A 26,056-nucleotide genomic window follows, 5' to 3' on the forward strand; every position below is an offset into this window, starting at 1 on the left:
AGGCACGCGTCATGGGCAAGCTCACCCTCACCGCATTCGTCTCCCTCGACGGCGTCCACCAGGCCCCCGGCGGCCCCGAGGAGGACACGGCCGGCGGCTTCGACCAGGGCGGGTGGACCGTCCCGTACGACGACGAGGACTTCGGGCGCTTCATCACGGGCGTCTTCTCCGGCGTGGACGCCTTCCTGCTGGGCCGGCGCACCTACGAGATCTTCGCGAACTTCTGGCCCAAGGTGACCGATCCGGCCGACCCGGTCGCCTCCAAGCTGAACTCCCTGCCCAAGTACGTCCCGTCGTCGACCCTCACGGAGCCCGCCTGGGAGGGTACGACCGTGCTCACCGGTGACCTCGGCAAGGAGGTCACCGCCCTCAAGGAGCGCACCGGAGGCGAACTCCAGGTGCACGGCAGCGCCGCGCTCGCCCAGTCCCTGTTCGCCCTCGACCTCGTGGACACCCTGCACCTGCTGACCTTCCCGGTCGTCCTCGGCGCGGGCCGCCGTCTCTTCGCCCAGGGCGCGCTGCCGACAGCGTTCCGGCACGTCTCCGGCAGCACCACCGGCACCGGCGTCACGATCAACACCTACGACGCCGAAGGCCGGGCCACGTACGGGAGTTACCTGCACGAGTCCTGATGACGCGGCACGGCGGGCCGGCCGGCCCCAGGGATGTGATCAGGGGACCGGCGGCCGGCGCCCGCGCGTGGCGGCGCGCCGGGGTTGTGGGGGTCGTGAGGATGCCCTGCGGGGGCGCCGTGCAGGCCGTTAACTCGGGGAAAAATCATCGGGCGGGCCGGGAGAAAACCGTCACCTTGACATTGACATGCCATGGTCTACGCGCGTCATCCTGGATCCATGAGATTCCCCCCACGTACCACTCGTACCGGTGCCCTCGTGGCCCTCATGTCCGCCCTCCTCGTGGGCGGCACCGCCGTGATCCCGGCCGACGCGGCGGCAGCCTCCGTCGGCAGCATCTGTTACAGCGCGCTGCCGTCCCAGGCGCACGACACGCTCGACCTGATCGACGCGGGAGGACCCTTCCCCTACTCGCAGGACGGCGTCGTCTTCCAGAACCGTGAAGCCGTCCTGCCCTCCCAGTCCTCCGGCTACTACCACGAGTACACGGTCATCACCCCGGGCTCGTCGACCCGGGGCGCCCGCCGCGTCGTCACCGGCGAGGAGACCCAGGAGGACTACTACACGGCCGACCACTACGTGACGTTCGACCTGGTCGACTTCGGCTGCTGACGCCCCGATGCCGAGTCCCCCACGGCTCGGTGTGACGGTGCGACGGCCCGGCGGTTCGACGGCCCGAGGAACGGAGCGAATCCGCGGGGCCGGCCACGCGCGGGTGCGGGTGGCCGGCCCCGCGGTCCGTCTTCGGCCCGCTCCGGACTTCTTCACGTGCGGCTGCTCTCCGCGGCCGCGAACAGGGCGAACGCAAGGACGACGAGTGTGGCGCTCGCGTAGATCTCATGGCCGTCCAGGAAGTCGAGCCGCTGCACGAGCCCCCACCCGCGCAGCCGGCCGGTGATCTCCTGGACCAGGCCGAGAACGCCCTGCACCAGGGCGACGAATCCGAGCACCTCCAGCAGCTGCTTCATGGCACGACCCTCGCCCCGCGGGCCTCCCACGCGCATCGGCCGCGAGGCGAGGCCCTGCCGCGGAAAGTCGACCGTGCCCCGGCCTCGTTCCGACGAAAGTCTGAAGCGGGCCGACTTTGGTCGGTGAAGGCCCTCACGGGGAGGTGGCGACGGGTTCGGCTGCGTAGATTTGTCGACCGTGAGTGGTGATGAACCGGCCCGTGGGCCGCGAGACGTTCCGGTACCGGCCCTGTCCGGCCGACGCTGGCTGCTGCCGTCCGCCGTGGCCGCGGAACTCGACCCCGACGCCGAGCGGGCCGGCCGTTCCGGGCGGCCCCGGCGCACCGTGCGCGACTGGGCCGTCGACTTCGGCTGCTTCCTCCTGGCCGTCGCCGTCGGCGTCGCCGCCGCGAACACGCTGACCGAGGACCCGAACACCCCGCACGCCCTCGCGGTCGCCGACCAGTGGATCGGCGCGCTCGCCTGCGCGGCGGTCTGGCTGCGCCGCCGCTGGCCGCTGGGACTCGCCATCGCCCTGATCCCCGTCGGGCTCATCTCGAGCACCTCGGGCGGTGCCGGACTCGTCGCCCTCTTCACCCTCGCCGTCCACCGGCCCTTCCGGTACGTGGCCTGGATCGCCGGCATCCAGATCGCGCTGCTCCCGGCGTACTTCCTGCTCCGGCCCGACCCCGACCTGTCCTACCCCGCGGCCCTCGGCGTCACCGCGCTGCTCACCTCTGCGGTGGTCGGCTGGGGCATGTTCGTACGGTCCAAGCGCCAGCTCATGCTGAGTCTGCGGGACCGGGCGCGGCGGGCCGAGACCGAGGCGGCGCTGCGGGCCGAGCAGGCGCAGCAGCTCGCCCGCGAGGCCATCGCGCGCGAGATGCACGACGTGCTCGCACACCGGCTCACCCTCCTGAGCGTGCACGCCGGGGCCCTGGAGTTCCGGCCCGACGCGCCCCGGGAGGAGGTCGCCCGGGCCGCCGGGATCATCCGGGAGAGCGCGCACGAGGCCCTGCAGGATCTGCGGGAGATCATCGGGGTCCTGCGCGCGTCGGACTCCGAGGACGGAGGGCGCCCGCAGCCGACGCTGGCCGCGCTCGACGGGCTGGTCGCGGAGTCGCGCTCCGCGGGCATGAGGGTGGTCCTCGACAACCGGGCTTCCGATCCGGACGCCGTGCCCGCGTCCGTCGGCCGCACCGCGTACCGCATCGCCCAGGAGGGACTGACGAACGCGCGCAAGCACGCGCCCGGTACGGAGGTCACCGTGTCGGTGCGGGGAGCGCCCGGAGACGGTCTGACCGTGTCCGTCGTCAATCCCGCGCCGTCGGGAGAGGTGCCTGTGGTGCCGGGGTCCGGGCAGGGGCTGATCGGGCTGCGGGAGCGGGCCACGCTCGCGGGTGGGCGGCTCGAGCACGGGGCTCAGGAGGGCGGGGGGTTCCGGGTCTTCGCCTGGTTGCCGTGGGGGGTGCCTGGTTCATGAGGGGCGGCTGCCCGCCGGGCGGTGCGGGTGGGTTGCGGTGCCGGTCCGGTGGGGGATCGGGGCCGTGCCGGTACATCCGCCCGTCGCCGTTGAACCAGACGTCGGACGAAACGGAACCGCCGCTGGATCCGGGCGTGAGCGACGGGCGTTCGATGTACCGGCACGGCCTTTCACGCCGCATGCCGGCCGCAGGTACGGAGATCTTGGTGCTCACGCGGCAGTCCTCAGCCCTTCCGGCGATCGCGGAGCGGGGTCCGGGGCGTGGCCCCAGGGATGGGACGGGGACGGGTGGAGGGGGCGAGGAACGTGGTGGGGAGCTGGTTAGGTGGGGGGATGACTGCGATTCGGCTGGTGCTCGTCGATGACGACCCTCTGGTGAGAGCGGGGCTGGCCCTCATGATGGGCGGCGCCGAGGACGTCGAGATCGTCGGCGAGGCCGCCGACGGCGCCGAGGTCGAGGCGCTGGTGGACCGCACGAGGCCCGACGTCGTCCTGATGGACATCCGGATGCCGAACGTCGACGGCCTCACCGCCACCGAGCGGCTGCGCGCCCGCGAGGAGGCTCCCCAGGTCGTGGTCCTGACGACGTTTCACGCCGACGACCAGGTGCTGCGTGCCCTGCGAGCGGGCGCGGCCGGGTTCGTCCTGAAGGACACCCCGCCCGCGGAGATCCTGGACGCGGTGCGCCGGGTGGCGGCCGGGGACCCGGTGCTGTCGCCCACCGTCACCCGACAGTTGATGGAGCACGCCGCGGGTTCCTCCGCCGACGCCCGCAAGTCCGGGGCCCGTTCGCGGATCGCCGCCCTGAACGAGCGCGAGCGCGAGGTCGCCGTGGCGGTCGGACGGGGCGGTTCGAACGCCGACATCGCCGCCGAACTGTTCATGAGCGTCGCCACGGTCAAGACGCACGTCTCCCGGATCCTCGCCAAGCTCGGCCTCAACAACCGTGTCCAGGTGGCGTTGTTGACGTACGACGCCGGGTTGCTGGAGGAGGACGGGCACTGAGCGGGAGGCTCGTGCGTTGTGCGGGGTGACGGGGAGGGGACGGCGTGATCGATCTGGGGGAGTACGGGGTGGGGTTCACCGAGAACCCGCACCCGGTCTACGCCGAGTTGCGCACGCTCGGCCCGGTGCACCGCGTGCGGCTGCCACCGCCGGACGCGCACCACGAGACCTGGCTCGTGGTCGGGTACGAGGAGGCACGGGCCGCGCTTGCCGATGCACGGCTGGCCAAGGACGCGGAGAAGATCGGGATCACGTTCCTCGACGAGGAGCTGATCGGCAAGTATCTGCTGGTCGCCGACCCACCGCAGCACACCAGACTGCGAAGCCTGATCGCCCGTGAGTTCACCCCGCGACGAGTCGCGGCACTGGCTCCGCGGATCCAGGAGATCACCGACGACCTGCTCGACGCGATGCTGCCGCACGGGCGCGCCGACCTGGTCGAATCGCTCGCCTATCCACTCCCGCTGACCGTCATCTGCGAGCTGCTCGGTGTGCCCGGGCCGGACCGGGCCACCTTCCGCGCGCTGTCCACCGAGGCGGTCGCGCCCACCAGCGCCGAGAGCGAGTACGACGCCTTCGTCCGGCTCGCCGCCTACCTGGGCGACCTGATCGAGGACAAGCGCTCCGCCGGACCCGCGGACGACCTGCTCAGCGGACTGATCCGCACCACCGCCGAGGACGGTGACCGGCTCTCGCCCGAGGAGCTGCGCGGCATGGCCTTCGTGCTGCTCGTCGCCGGACACGAGACGACGGTCAACCTCATCGCCGGCGCGGTCCACGCCCTGCTCACCCACCCGGACCAGCTCGCCGCCCTGCGAGCCGACACGACGTTGCTGGACGGCACGATCGAGGAGACCCTGCGCTACGAGGGACCGGTGGAGAACGCGACCTTCCGCTATGCCACGCAGCCCCTCGACATCGGCGGTACGGCGATAGCCTCCGGCGACGCGGTGATGGTCGGCCTCACAGCGGCCGACCGCGACGGCACGCGGTACCCGGCCCCCGACCGCTTCGACATCCGGCGCGAGGCCCGCGGGCACCTCGCCTTCGGACACGGCATCCACTACTGCCTCGGCGCCCCGCTCGCCCGGCTCGAAGCCCGCGTCGCGCTCGGCTCCCTGCTGGAGCGCTGCCCGGACCTGGCCCTCGACGGACCGCCGAGCGGCTGGCTGCCCGGGATGCTGATGCGCGGGGCGCGCAGGGTGCCGGTGCGGTGGTGAACCGGGACCCCGGGGCAGGAGGGGAGCGTCGACCGTGCTGCGTACGGCGGAGATCAGAGCGGAGCTGACGGAGCGGGAGGACACCCACCGGCTCTACTGGCGTTCCTCGCTGGAGTTCAGCCTGGACTGCTTCATCTGCGAGCGGACCGGGCGGACGACGCTGTTCGAGCGCGGAGCCGAGCAGGCGCTGTGTTCCGGCAGCCGCAGCGGGTTCAAGCGGCACCACGCCCCCGGCAGGATCGCCGGGTTCGACACCACGAGCGGCCGGGAGCGACTGGCGGTCCGGGCGCTCCTCGACTTCTGGTGGGCGCCTTTCACCGACCTCCGCGACGGAGGGAAGGCCGCCGTACCCACAGGCCACGCGTGGGTACGGCTGCACCTCGCCTATCACTGTCCGACAGCGAAGGAGGCCGGCACCGCCGGCACCCAGACCAACCTGGTCCGGCCCCACCGGATCACCTGCAAGCACTGTGACCTGCTGCTCGCCGTCGACCAGGAGACTCCCGCCGTGCGGCTTCTCGCCTGAGGGGGGCGTGAGCGGAGCCTGCGGTGCGACGCGCGATCGGGCCGAGGCCGGTGCCTGCCGTGAGGCCGGCTCAGTCCCGGCCGCCCGGGATCTCCGCCGGGGACACCGGACGACGTTCGCGCCGGGACAGTTCACAGGCCTCGGCGATGCGGAGGGCCTCCAGTGCCTCGCGGCCGTCGCAGGGGTTGGCGCGTTCGCCGCGGACCACCTCGACGAAGGCGGCGAGCTCCGCCTCGTACGCGGGGCCGAACCGTTCCAGGAACCCCGTCCACGGTTTGTCCGCGGCCGGCGGACCGGTCGGCTCGGTCGAGGCGATCGGTGTGCGGTCGTCCAGGCCGACGCCGATCTGGTCCTGTTCGCCGGCCAGTTCCATGCGGACGTCGTAGCCCGCGCCGTTCAGCCGGGTGGCCGTCGCCGTGGCGAGCATGCCGTCGTCGAAGGTGAGGACCGCCGCGGCGGTGTCGATGTCGCCCGCCTCGCGGAACATCGAGGGCCCGGCGTCGGACCCGGCCGCGTACACCTGGACGACCTCGCGGCCGGTCACCCAGCGAAGGACGTCGAAGTCGTGGATCAGACAGTCGCGGTACAGCCCGCCCGAGAGCGGGAGATAGCCGGCCGGCGGCGGCGACTGGTCGGAGGTCATCGCGCGCACGGTGTGCAGCCGGCCGAGCCGGCCCGACCGCACCGCCTCGCGGGCGGCCGCGTAGCCCACGTCGAAGCGGCGCTGGAACCCCATCTGAAGAACCGTTCCCGCGGCGTCGACCTCGGCGAGCGCGCTCAATGTGCCCGGCAGGTCGAGGGCTATGGGCTTCTCGCAGAAGACCGGGAGCCCGGAGCGAGCCGCCCGGCCGATCAGCTCGGCGTGGGCCGACGTGGCGGCGGTGATGACCACCGCGTCCACACCCCAGGTGAAGATCTCGTTCACGCTCGGCGCCGCTGTCGCGCCCAGCCGGTCCGCCAGCCGCTGGGCCCGTACCGGGTCCGCGTCCGTGACGATGAGGGAGCCGCCGACCTCACGGTGGCGGCTGAGAGTCGTGGCATGGAATGTGCCGATACGACCCGCTCCGATGAGTCCGATGCGCATGGGAACAAACTGAGGGCCGACCCGCCACCCTGTCAATGGTTTGTCCGGACAATCGAACTTCACAACTTCCCGTCAACATCTCACGGAGCTACGCTCGGGCCGTGCCGAAACCAGATGTGGATCCGACCGTGTCGCTCCAGCTCAGCGTCGACCGCAACAGCCCGGTCCCGCTGTACTTCCAGCTGTCGCAGCAACTCGAGGCCGCCATCGAGCACGGAGCGCTGACCCCGGGAAGTCTCCTCGGCAACGAGATCGACCTCGCGGGACGGCTCGGCCTGTCCCGCCCCACGGTCCGCCAGGCCATCCAGTCGCTCGTCGACAAGGGCCTGCTCGTACGGCGCCGGGGGGTCGGCACCCAGGTCGTGCACAGTCAGGTCAAGCGCCCCCTGGAACTCAGCAGCCTCTACGACGACCTGGAGTCGGCGGGCCAGCGCCCCGCCACCCAGGTGGTCGTCAACACCGTCGAGCCGGCGTCCACCGAGATCGCGGCCGCCCTCGGGGTCGCCGAGACCAGCGACGTCCACCGCGTCGAGCGACTGCGTCTCGCGCACGGCGAGCCGATGGCGTACCTCTGCAACTACCTGCCGCCCGGCCTGCTGGAACTCGACGGCGGCCGGATGGAGGCGACCGGTCTGTACCGGCTGATGCGCACCGCCGGCATCACCCTGCACAGCGCCCGCCAGTCCGTCGGCGCCCGCGCCGCCACCCAGGAGGAGGGCGAGCGGCTCGGCGAGCCGGCCGGCTCACCCCTGCTCACCATGCAGCGCACCACCTTCGACGACACCGGCCGCACCGTCGAGTTCGGCACGCACATCTACCGCGCCTCGCGCTACTCCTTCGAGTTCCAGCTCCTCGTCCGGCCGTGACCCGCCCGCCCCTCGGACCCCGGGACCGGGTCCGCCGAGGCCCCTGACCGACGAGTGCCCGCCGGGCCTCAGGGTGCCTCCACCGTCACCGGAAAGGACGTACCGCGCCGCGTGGACGCACCGCGCGCGGGACCCGCTGGTCGGACGGACGATCCCCGTGATTGATACTTGGTCGTTTGGGCCGGTACGAAGCCGGTCCGAAAGGGCCTGCGGAACGGCCCCCGGGCAGGACCGCAGGGCCCGGCACACCAAGGAGCACGCAAGAAGGGCACGGCCTCGTGGCACGGACTCGGACCTGGGTAAGCATCGCGCTCGCAGGGGCGCTGGGAGTGTCCCTCGCGGGATGCAGCAGCACCGGCGGGAAGCGGGCCGAGGACGCCCGCAAGGCCGCCGCGGCCCAGGGCAGGGCCGCGGTGAACACGCCCAAGTGGACCTTCGCCATGATCACCCACTCGGGCGACGGCGACACCTTCTGGGACATCGTCCAGAACGGCGCCAAGCAGGCCGCCGTCAAGGACAACATCAACTTCCTCTACTCGCACGACGACGAGGCCCAGCAGCAGGCCCAGCTCGTGGACGCCGCGATCGACAAGAAGGTCGACGGCATCATCGTCACGCTGGCCAAGCCCGACGCCATGAAGGCCGCCGTCGCACGCGCCAACAAGGCCGGCATCCCGGTGATCACGGTGAACTCGGGCTCCGCGGAGTCCAAAACCTTCGGCGCGCTCACCCACATCGGCCAGGACGAGACGATCGCCGGCGAGGCCGTCGGCGATGAGCTGAACAAGCGGGGCCGCAAGAAGGCGCTGTGCGTCCTGCACGAACAGGGCAACGTCGGCCACGAGCAGCGCTGCGCCGGCATCAAGAAGACCTTCCACGGCACCGTGCAGAACATCTACGTCCAGGGCACGAGCATGCCGGACGTGCAGTCCTCCATCGGCGCCAAGCTCCAGGCCGACGGGTCCATCGACTCCGTCGTCACGCTCGGCGCGCCCTTCGCGGACACCGCGGTCAAGGCCAAGAAGGACGCGGGCAGCAAGGCCGAGATCGACACCTTCGACCTGAACGCCAAGGTGGCCGCCGAACTCAAGGACGGCACCCTCGGCTTCGCCGTCGACCAGCAGCCCTACCTCCAGGGCTACGAGGCCGTGGACCTGCTCTGGCTGTACAAGTACAACGCGGACGTCCTCGGCGGCGGCAAGCCGGTCCTCACCGGGCCGCAGATCATCACCAAGGACCAGGCCTCCAAGCTGGAGCAGTACGCGGACCGGGGGACCCGATGACCGCCACGGCACCCGCTCCGGCGCCCGGCCCCGAGACCGACGAGCGCCTGCTGAAGACCTCGCCCCTGCGCCGGCTGATGGGCCGCCCCGAGCTCGGCTCCGTGGTCGGCGCGATCGCCGTCTTCCTCTTCTTCGCGATCTTCGCCGACAGCTTCGTGCGCGCCGCGAGCCTCAGCACCGTCCTGTACGCCGCGTCGACCATCGGCATCATGGCCGTCCCGGTCGCGCTGCTGATGATCGGCGGGGAGTTCGACCTCTCCGCGGGCGTCATGGTGACCAGCTCCGCGCTGATCTCCTCGATGTTCAGCTACCAGATGACGGCCAACGTCTGGGTCGGCGTGTTCGTGTCGCTGCTCGTCACCCTCGCCATCGGCGTCTTCAACGGCGTCATGCTCACCCGGACCGACCCGCCGAGCTTCATCATCACGCTCGGCACCTTCCTCATGCTCACCGGCATCAACCTCGGCTTCACCAAACTGATCAGCGGCACCGTCTCCACCAAGTCGATCTCCGACATGGAGGGCTTCTCCTCCGCCAAGGACGTCTTCGCCTCCACCCTCACCATCGGTGGCGTCGACTTCAAGATCACCATCCTGTGGTGGCTGGCCCTGGTCGCGGTCGCCACCTGGATCCTCCTGCGCACCCGCGTCGGCAACTGGATCTACGCCGTCGGCGGCGGCGAGGAGGCCGCCCGCGCGGTCGGTGTCCCCGTCGACAAGACCAAGATCGGCCTCTACATGGGCGTCGCGTTCGGCGCCTGGATCTCCGGCCAGCACCTGCTGTTCTCGTTCGACGTCGTCCAGTCCGGCGAGGGCGTCGGCAACGAACTGATCTACATCATCGCGGCCGTCATCGGAGGCTGTCTGATCACCGGCGGCTACGGCTCCGCGGTCGGCGCGGCCGTCGGCGCCCTGATCTTCGGCATGGTCAGCAAGGGCATCGTCTTCGCCGAGTGGAACCCGGACTGGTTCAAGTTCTTCCTCGGCGTGATGCTGCTCCTCGCGACCCTGCTCAACCACTGGGTCCGCAAGCGCGCGGAGGCGACGAAGTGACCACGGACAAGAACATGACCAAGGAACCCGCCGCCGCGGAACGCGCGCCGCTCGTCGAACTCGACGACGTCAGCAAGTACTACGGCAACATCCGCGCCCTCGAAGGGGTCTCGCTGGAGGTCCACGCGGGCGAGATCACCTGCGTGCTCGGCGACAACGGCGCGGGCAAGTCCACCCTCATCAAGATCATCGCGGGCCGGCACCAGCACGACGCGGGCACGCTGCGCATCGACGGCGAGGAGACCCGCCTCTCCTCCCCGCGAGAGGCCCTGGACCTCGGCATCGCGACCGTCTACCAGGACCTCGCCGTCGTCCCGCTGATGCCGGTCTGGCGGAACTTCTTCCTCGGCTCCGAGCCCCGCAAGGGCGTCGGACCCTTCAAGCACCTCGACGTCGACTTCATGCGCCGCACCACCCACGCGGAACTCCTGCGCATGGGAATCGACCTGCGTGACGTCGACCAGCCCATCGGCACCCTCTCCGGCGGCGAACGCCAGTGCGTGGCGATCGCCCGCGCCGTCCACTTCGGCGCCAAGGTCCTCGTCCTCGACGAGCCGACCGCGGCCCTCGGCGTGAAGCAGTCCGGTGTCGTCCTCAAATACGTGGCCGCCGCCCGTGACGCCGGACTGGGTGTTGTTTTGATCACCCACAACCCGCATCACGCGTACCTCGTGGGCGACCGCTTCGTCCTCCTCAAGCGCGGAGCCATGTCGGGCAGCCACACCCGTGACGCGATCACCCTCGACGAGCTGACACGCCAGATGGCGGGCGGCAGCGAGCTCGACGACCTGCGGCACGAACTGGAGAACCGCACGGCGTGAGGGGCGCGGGGGAGTGACCCGTTCGGCTCCGCCGGCGTGCCGGGACCGGCCCCGGACGAGCCGCGGGTCACCGCCGTCCCCGCCCTTCCGCGGTGCGGCCCCGGTACGGCGTAAGGCAGAATCGGCGCGATGAGCACCTACCGCGACCTCGCGCTCCCCCGAGCTCTCGGCTCCGCTCGGGCAGGGAGCACCTCCATGGGCTCCGCGCGGGCCACCGTCCTGCGGACCGTGGGAACACGTGAGCGCCGTTCGCACCTGACGGCACCCCGTGTCCCCACCGTCGGCATCGACATCGGCGGCACGAAGGTCATGGCGGGTGTCGTGGACGCCGACGGCAACATCCTGGAGAAGGTCCGCGCCGAGACGCCGGACAAGTCCAAGAGCCCCAAGGTCGTCGAGGACACCATCCTCGAACTCGTCCTGGACCTCTCCGACCGGCACGACGTGCACGCCGTGGGCATCGGCGCGGCCGGCTGGGTCGACGCCGACCGCAACCGCATCCTGTTCGCCCCCCACCTGTCCTGGCGCAACGAGCCGCTGCGCGACCGCCTCGCCGGCCGCCTCGCCGTGCCCGTCCTCGTCGACAACGACGCGAACGCCGCCGCCTGGGCAGAGTGGCGGTTCGGCGCCGGCCGGGGCGAGGACCACCTCGTCATGATCACGCTCGGCACCGGCATCGGCGGCGCGATCCTGGAGGACGGCCAGGTCAAGCGCGGTAAGTTCGGCGTCGCCGGCGAGTTCGGCCACATGCAGGTCGTGCCCGGCGGCCACCGCTGCCCGTGCGGCAACCGCGGCTGCTGGGAGCAGTACAGCTCCGGCAACGCGCTGGTCCGCGAGGCCCGCGAGCTCGCCGCCGCCGACTCCCCGGTGGCGTACGGGATCATCGAGCACGTCAAGGGCAGCATCGGTGACATCACCGGCCCGATGATCACCGAGCTGGCCCGCCAGGGCGACGCCATGTGCATCGAACTCCTCCAGGACATCGGCCAGTGGCTCGGCGTCGGCATCGCCAACCTGGCCGCCGCCCTCGACCCCTCCTGCTTCGTCATCGGCGGCGGTGTCAGCGCCGCGGACGACCTGCTCATCGCGCCCGCCCGTGAGGCGTTCCGCCGCCACCTCACCGGCCGCGGCTACCGCCCCGAGGCCCGGATCGCGCGCGCCCAGCTCGGGCCCGAGGCCGGCATGGTCGGCGCCGCCGACCTCGCGCGCCTCGTCGCCCGCCGCTTCCGGCGCGCCAAGCGCCGCCGCGTGGAGCGCTACGAGCGGTACGAGCGCTACGCCGAGTCCCGCCGCTCGACCCAGCAGGAGTCGATGTGACGGCCTCCCTGCCCCGCCAGGCGACCTCCCCGGACGAGCCCGAGCGGCCCCCGGAGGACCCCCGGCACAGGTTCCGCCGCCGCGCCCTGACGCTGCTGATCATCGTGCTGCTCATCGGCGTACCGGCCGGCTATCTGGTGATCTCCGCCAACCAGAGCCGCGACAGCGGCAAGGACAAGGAGGAGAAGTACTCGGCGACCGGCCTCACCGCGGGCTGGCCCTCCCGCGTGCAGCGCCGCCTCTACCAGATCCCGATCCCCGGCCGGTCCACCGACGTCGCGTACTACGAGACGAACAACTGGAAGACCAGCCGCCTCTACGTCCAGTTCGGGACGACCGAGGCGGGCCTCGAAGGGTTCCTCAAGGGCGTCGGCGCCCGGGGCGACAACCTGAAGAAGGACGACATCACCATCGGCGACCGCGACCAGAAGGTGGTCGGCTGGGAGTTCACCGGGCCCGGCCCCTGGTCGGGTCTCGTGCACAAGCAGAAGGACCCCGCGCCCACCCAGGACATCGTCGTGAACCGCTCCGAGCCCGGACACCCCATGGTGTACGTCGTCTCGCGCACCATTCCGTAGGACGCCCCGCAGACCCGCCTCCCACGGCCCCGATCCGCGCGGGTTCCCGCAGTCCGGCGGGCGCATGAAGGGCGGCAGCGGCACCGCCGCGGCACCTCGTCACCGACCCGCGGAACCCCCGGACCGTGGCCCTGGCCGGGCCCGTCCCCGCCCCGCACGGCCGTGGGAGCCGATTGTCCGACCCCGCCCGTAGAGTCGAAGACAACTGACGCGACACAGGGGCGGGAGGTGACCGGACGTATGCGCGACGCGATGGACGCGGTGGCCGAGCGGGCGCTCGCCTGGCCCTCCCCGGCCCGGGTGCCCGCAGCGCCCGCCCTCCCGGCCCGGGCGCCCTTCGCCGAGCCGCCCTCCGACCCGCTGCCCTCCGTCCGGCTCGCCGCCGTCTTCCTGCCCGCGCCGCTGCCCCGGGAAGGGCGGATCGCGTTCTGGGACCCGGACGGCGAACCGACGCCGGCGGGCGACCACGACGAGAAGGCACCCGCAGCGGAACCGGAGAGCGCCGCGCCGGCCGGGAAGGAGGCGGGTCCGCTCGCGCGCGGACGGACCGAGCTGACCGTCGTACGACCGCACGGCTCCGGAGTCCGCAGGGTCGCCGTTCCCGCCCTCACCCTCTCCGTCGGCGAGGCCCTGCCCCTGCTGGCCGCGGCCCGCCGCAACCCCGCCGCCCATCCCGCCACCGCCTGCTGGGGCGCCGCCGCCCTGCACGCGCTGCGCCTCGTCGCCCGAGGACGGCTGCTTCCCGGGCTCACCGCCGACGGCTTCGACTCCTGGCGCGCCGGCCCCCTCGACCAGGACGACGTCGCCCACCTGCGGGCGATCGCCGGGGCCCTCCCGTACGAGGGGCACGCCGTCCCGCTCCCCGGCAAGGGACCCCTCCGGCTGCCCGAGCCGGAAGCCCTCATGCGCTCCTTCCTGGACGCGGTCGCCGACACCCTCCCCCGCACCCCCGCCGCGCCCTACGTCTCCGGCCTCCCCTTCGCGGCACGCGCGCCCCAGCGGCTGCCCGGAGCCCACGACTGGGCGGCCGAGGTCGCCGCCGGCATGGACGCGGGCGTACGGATCTCACTCCGCCTGGACCTGTCCGCCTACCAGCTGTTCGACGACGGCGAGGGCGCCCGGCGCGCCGGCGCCGCCGTCGTCCAGGTGCACAGCCTCGCCGACCCCACGCTCGTCATCGACGCGGCGGCCCTCTGGGCAGGGGAGGCCGACGACGTCTTCGGGCCCCGCGCCCGCGTCGACGCCGCCCTCGCGGTCCGTCGCGCCGCCCGCGTCTGGCCCCCGCTGGACCGCCTCTCCGAGCAGGACGTGCCGGACGTGCTCGCCCTGTCGGAGGAGGAGCTGTCGGACCTCCTCGGCGTCGCCGCGGCCCGTCTCGGCACGGCCGGCGTCGCCGTGCACTGGCCGCGAGACCTCGCCCAGGACCTCAGCGCCTCCGCGGTGGTGCGCCCCGCGCCCGGCTCGGCGACGGACGGCACCGGCTTCTTCGAGAGCGAGGAGCTCCTGCAGTTTCGCTGGCAGCTCGCCCTCGGCGGAGACCCCCTCAGCGAGGCCGAGATGGACGCCCTCGCCGAGGCCCACCGGCCCGTCGTCCGGCTGCGCGACCAGTGGGTGCTCGTGGACCCGGCACTCGTCCGCAAGGCACGCAAGCGCGAACTCGGCCTCCTCGACCCCGTCGACGCGCTCTCCGTCGCCCTCACCGGCACCGCCGAGGTGGACGGCGAGACCGTCGAGGCCGTGCCGGTCGGCGCGCTCGCCACCCTGCGCGACCGCCTCACGGCCGGCCTCACCCCCGTCGAGCCGCCCCCCGGGCTCCAGGCCCACCTGCGTGACTACCAGTCGCGCGGCCTCGCCTGGCTGGACCTCATGACCTCCCTCGGTCTGGGCGGCTGCCTCGCGGACGACATGGGACTCGGCAAGACGGTCACCCTCATCGCACTCCACCTGCGGCGGGCCCGCAGGGAACCGACCCTGGTGGTCTGCCCCGCCTCCCTCCTCGGCAACTGGCAGCGGGAGATCACCCGCTTCGCGCCCGGCGTCCCCGTGCGCCGCTTCCACGGTTCCGACCGCACCCTCGCCGACCTGGACGGCGGCTTCGTCCTGACCACGTACGGGACGATGCGCTCGGCCGCCACCCACCTCGCCGAGCAGCCGTGGGGCATGGTCGTCGCGGACGAGGCGCAGCACGTGAAGAACCCCTACTCGGCGACGGCGAAGGCCCTGCGCACCATCCCGGCCCCCGCGCGCGTGGCCCTCACCGGCACCCCCGTGGAGAACAACCTCTCCGAGCTGTGGGCCCTGCTGGACTGGACGACCCCCGGGCTGCTCGGCCCCCTCAAGTCCTTCCGCGCCCGCCATGCCCGCGCCGTGGAGAACGGCGAGGACGAGGAGGCGGTGGCCCGGCTCGCGCGGCTGATCCGCCCGTTCCTGCTCCGCCGCAAGAAGTCCGACCCGGGCATCGTCCCCGAGCTGCCGCCCAAGACGGAGACGGACCATCCCGTCCCGCTGACCCGCGAACAGGCCTCCCTCTACGAGGCCGTGGTCCGCGAGTCGCTGCTCGCGATCGAGACCACCGACGGCATCGCCCGCAGGGGACTCGTCCTCAAGCTCCTGACCTCCCTCAAGCAGATCTGCAACCACCCGGCCCTGTTCCTGAAGGAGGACGCGGAGGCCGCCGCCCACGGGCCGTCCGCCCGCTCCGGCAAACTCGACCTGCTGGACGAGCTGTTGGACACCCTGCTCGCAGAGGACGGCTCGGCTCTCGTCTTCACGCAGTACGTCGGCATGGCCCGCCTCATCACCGCCCACCTGACCGCCCGCGCCGTTCCGGTGGAGCTGCTTCACGGCGGCACCCCGGTCGCCGAACGCGAACGCATGGTGGACCGCTTCCAGAGCGGTGAGACCCCGATCCTGGTGCTGTCCCTCAAGGCCGCGGGCACCGGCCTGAACCTCACCCGCGCCGGCCATGTCGTCCACTTCGACCGCTGGTGGAATCCCGCGGTCGAGGAGCAGGCCACCGACCGCGCGTACCGCATCGGCCAGACCCAGCCCGTGCAGGTCCACCGCCTCATCACCGAGGGCACGGTGGAGGACCGCATCGCCGAGATGCTCGAAGCGAAGCGCGCCCTCGCCGACGCGATCCTCGGCTCCGGCGAGGCCTCCCTCACGGAGCTGACCGACCGCGACCTGTCCGACCTCGTCTCGCTCCGGAGGCCGACGTGAGCGGCACCGAGGGGGAGGAGCGCCGCGTGGACGGGACCGGGTCCGGCGAACCGGCCGACGGCACGGACCTGCCCCGCCCCGTCTCGGCGGACCGCCCCGCGGACGTGGCCCGCCGGGCGCTGCGGGCCGCTCGGAAGCGGGACGGCCGGGAGCGGGACGGGGAGAGGGAGAGCGGGGCGGCCGACGGGCCGGCGGGGGCGGGTGTGGGAGTTGGTTCGGGCGCGGGTTCGGCTTCGACTTCTGCTTCGGGGGAGGGGGCTGTCGGGCGGGGTGCGGCCGGTGAAGGGTCCTCGTCCGCCGGGCTGTCCGAACCTTCGGCGTCTTCGCCGTCGTCCGGCTCGTCCCCCTCGATCGCGGGGGACGGTGCGGTCGGGGCTTCTCAGCCGGGGTCCGCTGCCGGACCGCGTCCCGGTGACGTGGCGCGCGAGGCCCTGCGACGGGCGACCGAGACGGCGAGGAATGCCGGTGCCGGTGCGGCCCGTACGGATGCTGTCGGGTCTGCAGGTGTCGGTGACGACGACCAAGCCGACACCGGCGGGCGGGCGTCGTCGGGCGGCCGTGCCGCGGCCGGCGCGACCTCCCGTGCGGCGGTGGAGACCGGCAGGACCGGCCGCGATGCGCGTGCCGACGCGGGTTCTCCCGCGCGCAGCCGGCGTGACAGCCGTGATGTGTCGGGTTCGGTGTCCGGCGATGAGGACACTGCGGAGGCGGTGACCGGGGGCGGCGGCCACGAGGACGTCGAGGCCGACGGTTCGGGCCGGGACGGTGACCGGGGCGCGGCGGGAGGTGCCGCTGCGAGAGGTGTCGAGGCGGCGGGGTCCGTCCCGCCCGGTGTCCCGGGCGCCGGGGCGACCGAGGGCGCGCGCCCAGGTGACATCGCCCGCGAGGCGTTGCGCGCCGCGCGGGACGGGGCGAAGCGAGCCCGGACCGCGGGGGGCGATGAAGGGGGAGCCGCAACAGATGCGGTGGGCGGCGCAGTTGGTCCGGAGCGAGGTGCGCGGACACGCCCCGACAAGAGGTCGGCCGGCGGCACCCGGGGGCGGCGCAGCGGCGCGAGCGCTGTGCACCCCGAAGGAGCCTCCCGTGCTCAGGAGTTGAGGGAGCTGCTCGCAGGTGCCTTCCAGCTCCCCTCCGACGTGTCCGACCCCGGGCTCCCGCCGCACCCCGCCGACGCCGGGGGCGACGAGGGCGCGGACGGACGCCCCTTCGCGCATCCGGAGGGGGAGGGGCAGGGCGAGGCGACGACGGTCGACGCCCCCGTCCCGGAGGCGGCCGACAGATCCGACCACCTCACCCCCGGGCCTCACGCGCGCACCCGGACCGGCTCATGGACCGCGACCGGCGACCCCGTCGACTCCGCTGTGGAACAGCTCGGCCACGGGGCTTCCGAGTCCCGGGCATCCGATCCCGCCATGCCGGCGGCCCCCTCCCCGAAGCCGCTCCGGCCCGATCCCTCCCTGGACCCGTCCGGACCGCAACCCACGGCCTCGGAGCCGGCCGGCGAGGTGAGCGAGACGCCGCCAGAACCGCGCCCGCCGCACCCCGACCCGCTCGCCGACCGGCACCCCGTGCCCGGTCGTCGCGCCCCGGCGAACCCCGCGCTCTCCGAGCGGCTGCCGCGTTCCATGGCCTCCCCGGGCCGGGACGGGGAGCTGCGCCGTACGTTCCCCAGGTTCCCGGCGCGGGACGCCGTGGACGGCGTGTTCGCGGAGACGTGGTGGGGCAACGCCTGGGTCACCGCACTTGAGGAAGGGGCCCTGGACGCCGCGCGGTTGGCGCGCGGCCGGACGTATGCCGGGCAGGGACACGTCGACGCCATCACGGTCACCCCCGGCCTGGTCCTGGCCTACGTGCACGGCAGCCGGCCGCGGCCGTACCGGGTCCAGATCAGGGTGCGGACCCTCGCCGACGCCGACTGGGACCGCTTCCTCGACGCGGCCGCCGAGCGGCCCGGACACATCGCCGCACTCCTCGACAAGGAGATGCCGAAGTCGCTGGCGGAGTGCGGAGTCGAGCTGCTCCCCGGCCCCGGCGAGCTCGAACCGCACTGCAGCTGCCCCGACTTCGGACATCCCTGCAAGCACGCGGCCGCTCTCTGCTATCAGATGGCCCGGCTGCTGGACCAGGACCCGTTCGTGCTCCTCCTGCTGCGCGGCCGGGGCGAGCGCGAGCTGCTGGACGCGCTGTCCCGACGCAACGCCACCCGCGCCGCCCGTGCGTCCCAGGAGCGGGAACCCGCGCCGCTGCCCGGAGTGCGCGCCCGTGACGCGCTCGCCCGGCGCGTGCTGCCGCCCCTGCCCGTGCCGCTCCCGCCGCCCGCCCATCCGGAGCAGCCGCCGGCCTATCCGGGTGCTCCGGGCGGCCCGGACCCGTTCGCGCTGGACCAGTTGGCGACGGACGCGGCGGCCCGCGCGCACGCCCTGCTCACCGCGGGCCGCGACCCCGTTGCGGACCTGACGCTCTGGCAGGACGCGGTGCGTATCGCCGCTGCCCGCCCCGGATCGGGCCTGACCGCCACCACCCGGGCCCTCTACGCCTCGCTCGCGTCGGCGACCGGGCGGACCCCCGCCGACCTGGCACGCGCGGTGGCCGCCTGGCGGCAGGGCGGGTTCGACGCGCTCGCCGTGCTCGAAGAGCCCTGGGATCCGCCGGCCGGCCGGTTCGACCGGGCGAGGCCGCTGCTCCTGGCCGCCGACCTCCCCGCCTTCCGTCCCTGGCGCAACCACCTGACCCACCCGGGCGGCCACGCCCAGCTCCGCCTCGGCCGCAACGGTCTCTGGTACGCCTTCGAGTCCGAGCCGGGCCACGACGACTGGTGGCCCCGCGGCACCCCCGACCTCGACCCCGTCGGCGCGTTGACGGGACTCGGCGCACCGGGCGATCTCTGACGCGCCCCTCCGTGGCGCGCGCGCCGGAGCCGTGCGGGCGCGGCGGGCAGGCGGAGCCACGACCTCGCCGTCCAGCTGTGCCCACCTGCGCCCGTCTGCTTCCGCCTGTGTCCGCAGGTCCGGCTACGCCGGTCCGTGGGGCAGGACGGGCAGTGCGGCCAGGCGTCGGTGCAGGTAGCCGCCACCCCAGGCCAGTTCGTGCAGCGGCACCGCGGGCTCCAGACGGTGCCAGCGGCCGAGGACGGCGGTGAGGGCCACCGTCAGCTCCAGGCGGGCCAGCGCCGATCCGGGACAGTAGTGCGGGCCCAGGCCGAAGCTCAGGTGACGGCCGGCGGTACGGCGGTCGGGGTCCAGCGTTCCGGGGTCGGCGTGGCAGCGCGGATCGTGATTGGCCGCCGCCACGGACAGCAGGACACCGCTGCCCGCCGGAATGACCGTGTCCCCGAACCGCACGTCCTCCAGCGCCACCCTCTTGGTGCTGAAAGGGCCCGGGGTGTCCCAGCGCAGCAACTCGTCCACCGCGCGCGGGATCCGCCCCGGCTCGTTCCGCAGGGAGTCCTGCACGTCCGGGTGGCCCAGCAGCGCCGCGACGCTCATGCCGATCGCCTGCACCGTGCTGTCGAAGCCGGCCAGCAGCAGCATCGCCAGGAGCGAGGCGACCTCGTCCTCGCTCGCACCGCCCTGCTCGTGCCAGGCCGTGAGGACACGGGAGACGACGTCCTCACCCGGAGCGGTCTCGCGGCGGGCCATCTCGCCGCGGACGAAGGCGTCGACGCGGGCCACGCTCTCCTCGACGGCACGAGCGGTGTGGCCCGTCTTGTCCGCGAGGAGCGCGACCGGTTCGTACAGCGCGGCCCGTTGCTCCTCCCGCACCTCGAAGACCTCGCACAGCGACCGGAAGGCGAACGGGCGCGCGAACGCGTTCATCAGCTCCACCGGTCCCCGTCCGCGGGCCGCGTCGGCCGCGTCGAGGAGGTCACCGGCGGCCTGCTCGATGCGTCCCTGGTGGGCGGCCATGCGCGCCGGGGTGAGGGCCGGTGTGGCAAGGCGGCGGATCCGCGTGTGGTCGGGCGGGTCGTAGTTGACCAGCGTCACGTCCAGGGCGCGCCGCCGCACGCCCGGGTCGGGAACGCGACCGCCGCTCAAGGAGAGGCGCGGATCCAGGAATCCGGCCCGCACGTCCTCGGCACGGGTCACCACCCACGCCGCCCGTCCCGCGGGGGTCCTGATCCGGGCCACGGGACAGGTCTCCCGGATCTCGGCGAGCGTCTCCTCCGGCCGGGCCAGGAATCCGGCCCCGAGCGGCTCCGGCAGTCCCTGCCGCCCCGCCGCTGCGGGAGGGACGGCCGTGACGGCGGGTTCGGTGTCCATACGGAGGCGTCCTCTCGCGGTCGCGGAGTGTGCGGCGGTCACCGTAGGAACGGCCGGTTGCCCGCCGGTTCGCGCCCGGTGCGATTCCGGTATGTCCGCGCCCGCACGGACCACTCGGAGCAACGCGCTGCGGCCGCCTCCGTACCGTGCGCCTCCACGTGTGCCACCCGGAGCACGCCGTACGGCCGCGTCGGCATCCCGCGGCGCCCCCGGAGCGCCGGCCCACGGACGTCCCTCTTCGCCGCGCCGCCCGGACGCCACCGCACGGCGCTCAGCCGGCGCGCTCACCAGGGGGATTCACCGCGGCACAACCGGCGGCGAACCGGTGCCGAACCCCCTGCTCCTAGCTTCCTGCCGGTCGGCGCAGTGCTGCCGTCCGTCGTCCCGAACGCCCGTCGTATGGAGGACCATCATGGCCGAGAACGTCGAGCCCAACGAGGAGACCACCGAGACCCCCGCGGAGGAGACTCCCGAGGTCGTCGCGCACGCCGCTTCGAACGTCGCCTGGTGCGGTGTGCACCAGGAGTCCGTGGACGAGCCCGAGGTGGTCGCGCACGCCGCTTCGAACGTCGCGTGGTGCGGTGTGCACCAGGAGTCCGTCGACGAGCCCGAGGTCGTCGCGCACTCCGAGGAGGGCGAGGACACCCCGTGGTGCGGTGTCCACCAGGAGCACAACGCCTGATCGGCTCACCACCGGCGCGGTCCTTCCCGGTCGCGGCGGCGCCTGACGCCGTCGCGACCGGGCCGCGCCCACCTCCCAACTCCCGCCCTCGCTCCGGAGGTTGCCGTGCCCGGTACGCAGTCCGTCGCCGTCCCCACCGCCGGGGCCCGTCTGATCCGTGCCCGCAGGGGGTGGTGGTTCCTGGGCGCCGGCGGATACGCCCTGATGCGGCCCGGCCAGGTGGAACCCGACGGCACCCTGCGGCCCTCGGCCGAGCACTATCTCCGCGAGGCCGGCCTGTACGAGGTGAAGCCGTACAACTCGTACTCGCTGACCGTGCTGACCAGCACGGACTGCAACCTCGGCTGTGGCTACTGCTTCCAGAACACCGCGCAGGACCCCAAGGGCGGCAGCAGGCCGCCGCGGATCCGGCACGCCCGCCTGACCCCCGAAGCCGTGGGCCAGGTACTGGACTTCACCCGCGAGCGCATGGCCGCCGCGGACATGGACCGGTTGTCGCTGCTGCTGTTCGGCGGCGAGCCGCTGCTCAACCCGCGAGGCTGCCGCGACCTGCTCACCCGGGCCGGCCAACTGGGCACACTCACCGCGTCGATGACGTCCAACGGCACGCTGCTCACCCCTCTGATCGCCAAGGAACTCAACGCGGCGGGCCTCGGTTCCGTGCAGGTGACCTTCGACGGCGACCGGGCCGACCACGACGCCATCCGGGTACGGCGCTCGGGGGGCGGCACCTTCGACGTCATCGTCTCCAACATCGCGCGCGCCATCGAGAAGACCTCCCTGCGCTGGATGCTGCGGGTCAACGTCTCGCACCTGAACCGGAACGGCGTGGACGAACTGGTCGAACGGCTCGGCACCCGGCTCGATCCGGCGCGCTGCGGCATCCACTTCGCCCGCGTCGGCGACGTCGGCGTCGGCTACGCCAACAACCTGACGCACGAGAACGGCCTCGTCGACGACTTCGTCCGCTGGCACGCCCGCGCGCTGGAACTCGGCTTCACGGTGTCCCGCCCGCGCGCCCATGTCCCCTGCCAGGCCTGCTCCTTCACCGACGGCCGCTACGGCGCGGTCGTCAACGCCGACGGTGTCCTCGCCAGTTGCTGGGAGACCGCAGGCAAACCCGGCATGGAGGTCGGCACCATCGCCGACGGCTATCTCGACGCCGAGCAGACGGAAGGCCGCTGGGTCAGCTGCCACGACCACTACCAGTACGACGAGGAGGCGGCCGTCCGCGCCGTCTTCCAGGACCGGGTCGACGCCGGTGTCCTGGACTGCCTCGACGCCGTCGGACGGCTGGGATGAAAGGCGCCGGCATCCTGCGCACCAACCCCGACTTCCGCCGCTTCTGGCTCAGTTCGACCCTGTCCACGCTCGGATCACAGCTGTCGTTGCTCGCCTTCCCACTGCTCGTCCTGTCCATCGGCGGCAGCGCCGCACAGGCCGGTACGGTCGCCACCTGCTCGCTGGTGACCCGGACGCTGCTGCGCCTTCCGGCGGGCCATCTCGCCGACCGGCTCGACCGACGGATGATCATGGTCGGGACGGATCTGGTCCGGCTCGTGGCGCTGGCGAGCATTCCGCTCGTGTCGGCTCTGGGCGACCTCGGGCAGACGCATCTGCTCGGCGTCGCCGTGGTCGAGGGCGCGGCGACCGCCCTCTTCGCCCCCGCGGCCACGATCGCCGTGCGCGACGTGGTGCCGGAGAAGGACCTCACCGACGCGCTGAGCCGCAGTCAGGCCGCCATGGCGTCGAGTTCGCTCATCGGCCCGTTTCTCGGCGGCTGGCTGTTCACGCTGGACCCCATCCTGCCGTTCGCCGCCGACGCGCTGTCCTACGGGGTGTCCGCCGTGCTGCTGCTGCGGATCGCGTCCCGGCCCGCCCACCAGATCGCGGAGGCCGCGCGCGACAACCGGCTCACGGCCGGGCTGCGTTGGCTCACGCACCAGCGGGCACTGCTGGCCGCACTGCTGTTCGCCGCGGGCATCAACGTCGTCTCGGCGGCGGCACAGACGACCATGGTCGTCTCCCTGCGGCAGAGCGGCGCGGGCGGCACGGCGATCGGAGCGGTGATGGGCTGCGCGGGCGTCGGTGCGATGCTGGGCGCCGCCTCGGCACCGTGGCTCATCAAGCGGATCCCCGCCGCCCGGTTGTTCCTGCTCATCGGCGCGGTGTGGGCGGTCGGCCTCGCCGTCTTCTCCGGGACCACGCACCCCTGGACGATCGGCCCGGTGCTGGTCGTGGTCGTCTTCTTCAGCCCGCCGGCGGGCATCGTCGTCGGCCGCGCGATGCTGGTGCTCGCACCCCGGGACCTGCTCGGCAGGGTCAGTACCGCGACCGGACTCCTCATGGCCGGTCTGGCCTCCCTCGGGCCGCTCCTGGCGGGCTCCTTCGTGGACTCCCTGGGGTCGAGCCACACCTGGCTTGCCCTGGCCGGAACCGCGGCGGTGGTCACCGTGCTGTCGTCGGTCCCCCTGCTGCGCGAGACCAGCCTGGACGCCGTGGCGGCCGACGCGAGGAACGCCGCACCCGCTGGCCCGGCGCCCGTCCTCCAGGACTCTCCCGCCCCCGAAGACCGCGCGACTCCGGCAGACCCCGCCGCACAGGCTGCCCCTGCCGCACCGGCCGGTTCCACGGCTGGCGCTGTCGTCCGGGACTCGGCGGGCCCCGTCGGCGCGCGCCGTGCCGACCGGGAAGAGGTCATGGCGCATGGCGACCCGGATGCATCGGGCGGTCCGGAACCAACAGCCGGGCCCGGACCCGTGGACCCGGCCGCCCCGCCTCCCGTTCGGCGTCCCGGCAGCGGCGCGGCCTGAGCCCCGTCGCTCGGCCGCCGGTGCCCGACCCGGGCGGCCGGCCCCCGACCGTCGCTCCTGCGCCCGCCCACCGCGGGCGCGCTCTAAGTGCCACCTCCCGTGACCGACGTGATCCGTTCTCCCTGGAGCGCCGCGATGACCCAGTCCCCGCCCCGTGACGCGGGGCCGGTGTCCGGCCGGTACACCTACCCGCCCGCCCCGCGCAGCGGACCGGAGGAGGTCGTCCACGGAGTGCGCGTGGCCGACCCCTACCGCTGGCTGGAGGACCCGCGGGACCCCGCAACCGTCGCCTGGTGCGCCGCTCAGGACCTGCTCCACGCCGACGAGGAGGCCCGCTGGCCGGCCCGGGACGCCCTGTTCGCGCGGATGACCGCCCTGCTCGCCGGCGGCGGCGCCCGGCCACCGGTGGCGCGCGGCGGACGGGAGTTCCATCTGTGCAGGGAACCGGGACGCGAACTCGCCGCGCTGGCCGTCCGCGAGACGGGCCGGACCCGGATCCTGCTCGATCCGCTGGACGCCGACCCGTCCGGTACGACGGTCCTCGACGCCTGGGAACCGTCGTGGGAGGGCGACCTCGTGGCCGTCCAGACGTCCTCGGGCGGTACCGAGCACTCGGTGCTGCGGGTGCTCGACACCGCGACGGGCGAGCCGGTCGACGGGCCCGTGGACCGGGTCCGCCGTTCCCCCGTGGCCTGGCTGCCGGGCGGCCACGCCTTCTACTACGTGCGCCGGCCGGCCTCGGAGCACGCCGCGTCCGGGACGGGACCTCGACGCCGCGTGTATCTCCACCGCGTCGGCACGCCGGCGGACCAGGACGCGGAGATCTTCGGGGCGGGGCGCTCGGACACGCAGTACTACACCGTCGCCACCGCCCCCGACGGCCGGCTCCTGGTCGTCGGCGCCGGCGAGGGCACCTCACCGCACACCGACCTGTGGACCGCCGACCTGACCGCGACCGCCCCCGACCGGCCCGGACTGCGCCGTCTCCAGCACGGCGACAACGGCCGCACCACCGTCCGCCTCAGGCCGGGCCGGGGACCGCTGCTGCTGCGGACGACAGCCGGCGCCCCGTGCGGCCGGATCGCCACGGCCGCGCGCGACGCCACGGACCCCGGCCAGTGGCGCACCCTGCTCGCCGAACAACCCGGCACCGTACTGCAGGACTTCGCGGTCCTGGACGGCCCCGCACTGGACCGGCCCCTGCTGGCGGTCGTCCGCACCCGGCACGCCGTGGGCGAGTTGACCCTGCACGACGCCCGGAACGGAGCCAGGACCGGAACCGTACCCCTGCCAGGACAGGGAACGGTGACCGACTTGACGGCACGTCAAGAACGTGGTCACGAACTGTGGTTCGCGTACACCGACCACGTCACACCCGCCGTCGTCCTGCACTACGACGCCGTCACCGGACACCTGCGCCCCTGGCCCGGCGGCTCCCCGGCGACGGCGCCCGCCGAGGGCGTGAAGGTCACCCAGGAGGTGGTCCGCTCCCGCGACGGCACCGAGGTGCGCCTGTTCGTGATGTCTCCCACGGGACGCCCCGACACGCCCCGCCCCACCGTCGTTACCGGCTACGGCGGCTTCGGCGCCTCGATGACCCCCGGCTTCACCCCGCAGGCCGTGCCCTGGGTCCGCGCGGGCGGGGTGTACGCCGTGGCCTGCGTGCGCGGCGGGGGAGAGGAGGGCGAGGACTGGCACCGGGCCGGACGCCGCGAGAACAAGCACAACACCTTCGACGACTTCGACGCCGCGGCGGACCACCTGCTCCGTGCCGGCTGGGCCGCACCCGGCCGGCTCGGCGTCCTCGGCAGCTCCAACGGCGGCCTGCTGGCCGCTGCCGCGCTGACCCGACGGCCGGAGACCTACGCGGCCGTCGTGTGCGCGGCCCCCCTGCTCGACATGGTGCGCTACGAGCTGTCGGGAATGGGCGCGAGCTGGCGCGACGAGTACGGCAGCGCCGCGGACCCCGCACAGTTCGCGCGCCTGCTCTCGTACTCGCCCTACCACCAGGTGCGCGAAGGCGCGCGCTACCCGGCCGTGCTGCTCGCCGTCTTCGACGGAGACACCCGCGTCGACCCCGCGCACGCCCGCAAGATGTGCGCAGCCCTGCAGTGGGCCGGCACGGGCGACGGGCCCGTCGTGCTGCGCACCGAGCGCGGCGTCGGACACGGCACGCGCGGCGCCTCGCGCAGCGCACGCCTCTACGCGGACGTCATGGCCTTCCTCGCCCACCACCTGGGCCTCCTTGTGCCCGAGGACGGCTGAC

At 73.4% G+C, this 26,056-nt stretch carries 21 protein-coding genes; 18 read left to right on the forward strand and 3 right to left on the reverse strand.

The genetic code is table 11. The annotated features are described in order from the left end of the window. Window positions 1–11: 11 nt before the first annotated feature. Together ACIRQH_RS32910 and ACIRQH_RS32915 are read left to right on the forward strand one after the other, a co-directional pair. Entirely contained in the window at window positions 12–632 is a 621-nt protein-coding gene (locus ACIRQH_RS32910; protein WP_358820371.1) for a dihydrofolate reductase family protein, read from the forward strand. Between the two features lie 219 nt (window positions 633–851). After that, complete coding sequence (locus ACIRQH_RS32915) at window positions 852–1,244, forward strand: ribonuclease domain-containing protein (protein ID WP_358820370.1); 393 nt, start codon at window positions 852–854, stop codon at window positions 1,242–1,244. Between the two features lie 152 nt (window positions 1,245–1,396). Here ACIRQH_RS32915 and ACIRQH_RS32920 read toward each other — a convergent pair whose 3' ends face one another. Further along, complete coding sequence (locus ACIRQH_RS32920; protein ID WP_358820369.1) at window positions 1,397–1,600, reverse strand: hypothetical protein; 204 nt, start codon at window positions 1,598–1,600, stop codon at window positions 1,397–1,399. Window positions 1,601–1,778: 178 nt separating this feature from the next. Between ACIRQH_RS32920 and ACIRQH_RS32925 the strand changes: the two genes are divergently transcribed. From ACIRQH_RS32925 to ACIRQH_RS32940, 4 genes are all read left to right on the forward strand, one after another. Next, window positions 1,779–3,062, forward strand: a complete 1,284-nt coding sequence (locus tag ACIRQH_RS32925; RefSeq protein ID WP_404228375.1) for a sensor histidine kinase — start codon at window positions 1,779–1,781, stop codon at window positions 3,060–3,062. Between the two features lie 333 nt (window positions 3,063–3,395). Beyond that, window positions 3,396–4,067, forward strand: a complete 672-nt coding sequence (locus tag ACIRQH_RS32930; protein WP_358820367.1) for a response regulator transcription factor — start codon at window positions 3,396–3,398, stop codon at window positions 4,065–4,067. A 44-nt stretch (window positions 4,068–4,111) separates the two neighbouring features. Beyond that, the gene (locus ACIRQH_RS32935) at window positions 4,112–5,287 is read left to right on the forward strand and encodes a cytochrome P450 (protein WP_358820366.1); all 1,176 of its coding nucleotides are present in this window, start codon (window positions 4,112–4,114) and stop codon (window positions 5,285–5,287) included. A 34-nt stretch (window positions 5,288–5,321) separates the two neighbouring features. Then, window positions 5,322–5,813 carry a hypothetical protein gene (locus tag ACIRQH_RS32940; RefSeq protein WP_404228378.1) on the forward strand — a complete coding sequence of 164 codons (492 nt, stop codon included), beginning with the start codon at window positions 5,322–5,324 and terminating at the stop codon, window positions 5,811–5,813. Window positions 5,814–5,883: 70 nt separating this feature from the next. Here the strand turns inward: ACIRQH_RS32940 and ACIRQH_RS32945 are convergent, their stop codons facing one another. After that, window positions 5,884–6,897: a Gfo/Idh/MocA family oxidoreductase gene (locus tag ACIRQH_RS32945; protein WP_388878441.1), complete on the reverse strand. Its 1,014-nt coding sequence runs from the start codon at window positions 6,895–6,897 to the stop codon at window positions 5,884–5,886. Window positions 6,898–7,025: 128 nt separating this feature from the next. On the opposite strand from ACIRQH_RS32945, the gene ACIRQH_RS32950 reads away from it, so the two are divergent. From ACIRQH_RS32950 to ACIRQH_RS32985, 8 genes are all read left to right on the forward strand, one after another. Continuing rightward, the gene (locus ACIRQH_RS32950) at window positions 7,026–7,763 is read left to right on the forward strand and encodes a GntR family transcriptional regulator (protein WP_358820400.1); all 738 of its coding nucleotides are present in this window, start codon (window positions 7,026–7,028) and stop codon (window positions 7,761–7,763) included. A 278-nt stretch (window positions 7,764–8,041) separates the two neighbouring features. Continuing rightward, window positions 8,042–9,046 (forward strand): sugar ABC transporter substrate-binding protein, encoded by a 1,005-nt coding sequence (locus ACIRQH_RS32955; RefSeq protein ID WP_358820363.1) that lies wholly within the window; start codon window positions 8,042–8,044, stop codon window positions 9,044–9,046. Then, on the forward strand, window positions 9,043–10,098 hold the full coding sequence (locus ACIRQH_RS32960) for an ABC transporter permease (RefSeq protein ID WP_358820362.1): 1,056 nt from the start codon (window positions 9,043–9,045) through the stop codon (window positions 10,096–10,098). Before ACIRQH_RS32955 ends, ACIRQH_RS32960 begins: the two co-directional genes overlap by 4 nt. 14 nt (window positions 10,099–10,112) lie before the next feature. Further along, window positions 10,113–10,919 (forward strand): ATP-binding cassette domain-containing protein, encoded by an 807-nt coding sequence (locus ACIRQH_RS32965; RefSeq protein WP_358820399.1) that lies wholly within the window; start codon window positions 10,113–10,115, stop codon window positions 10,917–10,919. Between the two features lie 129 nt (window positions 10,920–11,048). After that, entirely contained in the window at window positions 11,049–12,236 is a 1,188-nt protein-coding gene (locus tag ACIRQH_RS32970) for an ROK family glucokinase (protein ID WP_388878436.1), read from the forward strand. Further along, window positions 12,233–12,814 carry a sugar kinase gene (locus ACIRQH_RS32975; RefSeq protein WP_404228382.1) on the forward strand — a complete coding sequence of 194 codons (582 nt, stop codon included), beginning with the start codon at window positions 12,233–12,235 and terminating at the stop codon, window positions 12,812–12,814. Before ACIRQH_RS32970 ends, ACIRQH_RS32975 begins: the two co-directional genes overlap by 4 nt. A 228-nt stretch (window positions 12,815–13,042) precedes the next feature. Continuing rightward, the gene (locus tag ACIRQH_RS32980) at window positions 13,043–16,036 is read left to right on the forward strand and encodes a DEAD/DEAH box helicase (protein WP_404228384.1); all 2,994 of its coding nucleotides are present in this window, start codon (window positions 13,043–13,045) and stop codon (window positions 16,034–16,036) included. Between the two features lie 1,094 nt (window positions 16,037–17,130). Continuing rightward, the gene (locus ACIRQH_RS32985; RefSeq protein WP_404228387.1) at window positions 17,131–18,924 is read left to right on the forward strand and encodes an SWIM zinc finger family protein; all 1,794 of its coding nucleotides are present in this window, start codon (window positions 17,131–17,133) and stop codon (window positions 18,922–18,924) included. A gap of 123 nt (window positions 18,925–19,047) precedes the next feature. Here ACIRQH_RS32985 and ACIRQH_RS32990 read toward each other — a convergent pair whose 3' ends face one another. Beyond that, window positions 19,048–20,295, reverse strand: coding sequence for a cytochrome P450 (locus tag ACIRQH_RS32990; protein ID WP_388878429.1), 1,248 nt, complete (start codon window positions 20,293–20,295; stop codon window positions 19,048–19,050). A 412-nt stretch (window positions 20,296–20,707) separates the two neighbouring features. Here ACIRQH_RS32990 and ACIRQH_RS32995 point away from each other — a divergent pair, with 412 nt between their 5' ends. From ACIRQH_RS32995 to ACIRQH_RS33010, 4 genes are all read left to right on the forward strand, one after another. Next, a complete protein-coding gene (locus ACIRQH_RS32995) occupies window positions 20,708–20,977 on the forward strand; it encodes a hypothetical protein (RefSeq protein ID WP_388878426.1) in 270 nt (89 codons plus the stop codon). A gap of 105 nt (window positions 20,978–21,082) precedes the next feature. Beyond that, window positions 21,083–22,279, forward strand: coding sequence for a radical SAM protein (locus ACIRQH_RS33000; protein ID WP_388878423.1), 1,197 nt, complete (start codon window positions 21,083–21,085; stop codon window positions 22,277–22,279). Then, window positions 22,276–23,790, forward strand: a complete 1,515-nt coding sequence (locus tag ACIRQH_RS33005; RefSeq protein ID WP_404228391.1) for an MFS transporter — start codon at window positions 22,276–22,278, stop codon at window positions 23,788–23,790. The genes ACIRQH_RS33000 and ACIRQH_RS33005 overlap by 4 nt, the downstream gene beginning before the upstream one ends. A 135-nt stretch (window positions 23,791–23,925) precedes the next feature. Beyond that, a complete protein-coding gene (locus tag ACIRQH_RS33010; RefSeq protein WP_404228394.1) occupies window positions 23,926–26,055 on the forward strand; it encodes a prolyl oligopeptidase family protein in 2,130 nt (709 codons plus the stop codon). Window position 26,056 lies beyond the last annotated feature (1 nt).

Source organism: Streptomyces sp. NPDC102279 (assembly GCF_044766365.1).
Taxonomy (GTDB): domain Bacteria; phylum Actinomycetota; class Actinomycetes; order Streptomycetales; family Streptomycetaceae; genus Streptomyces.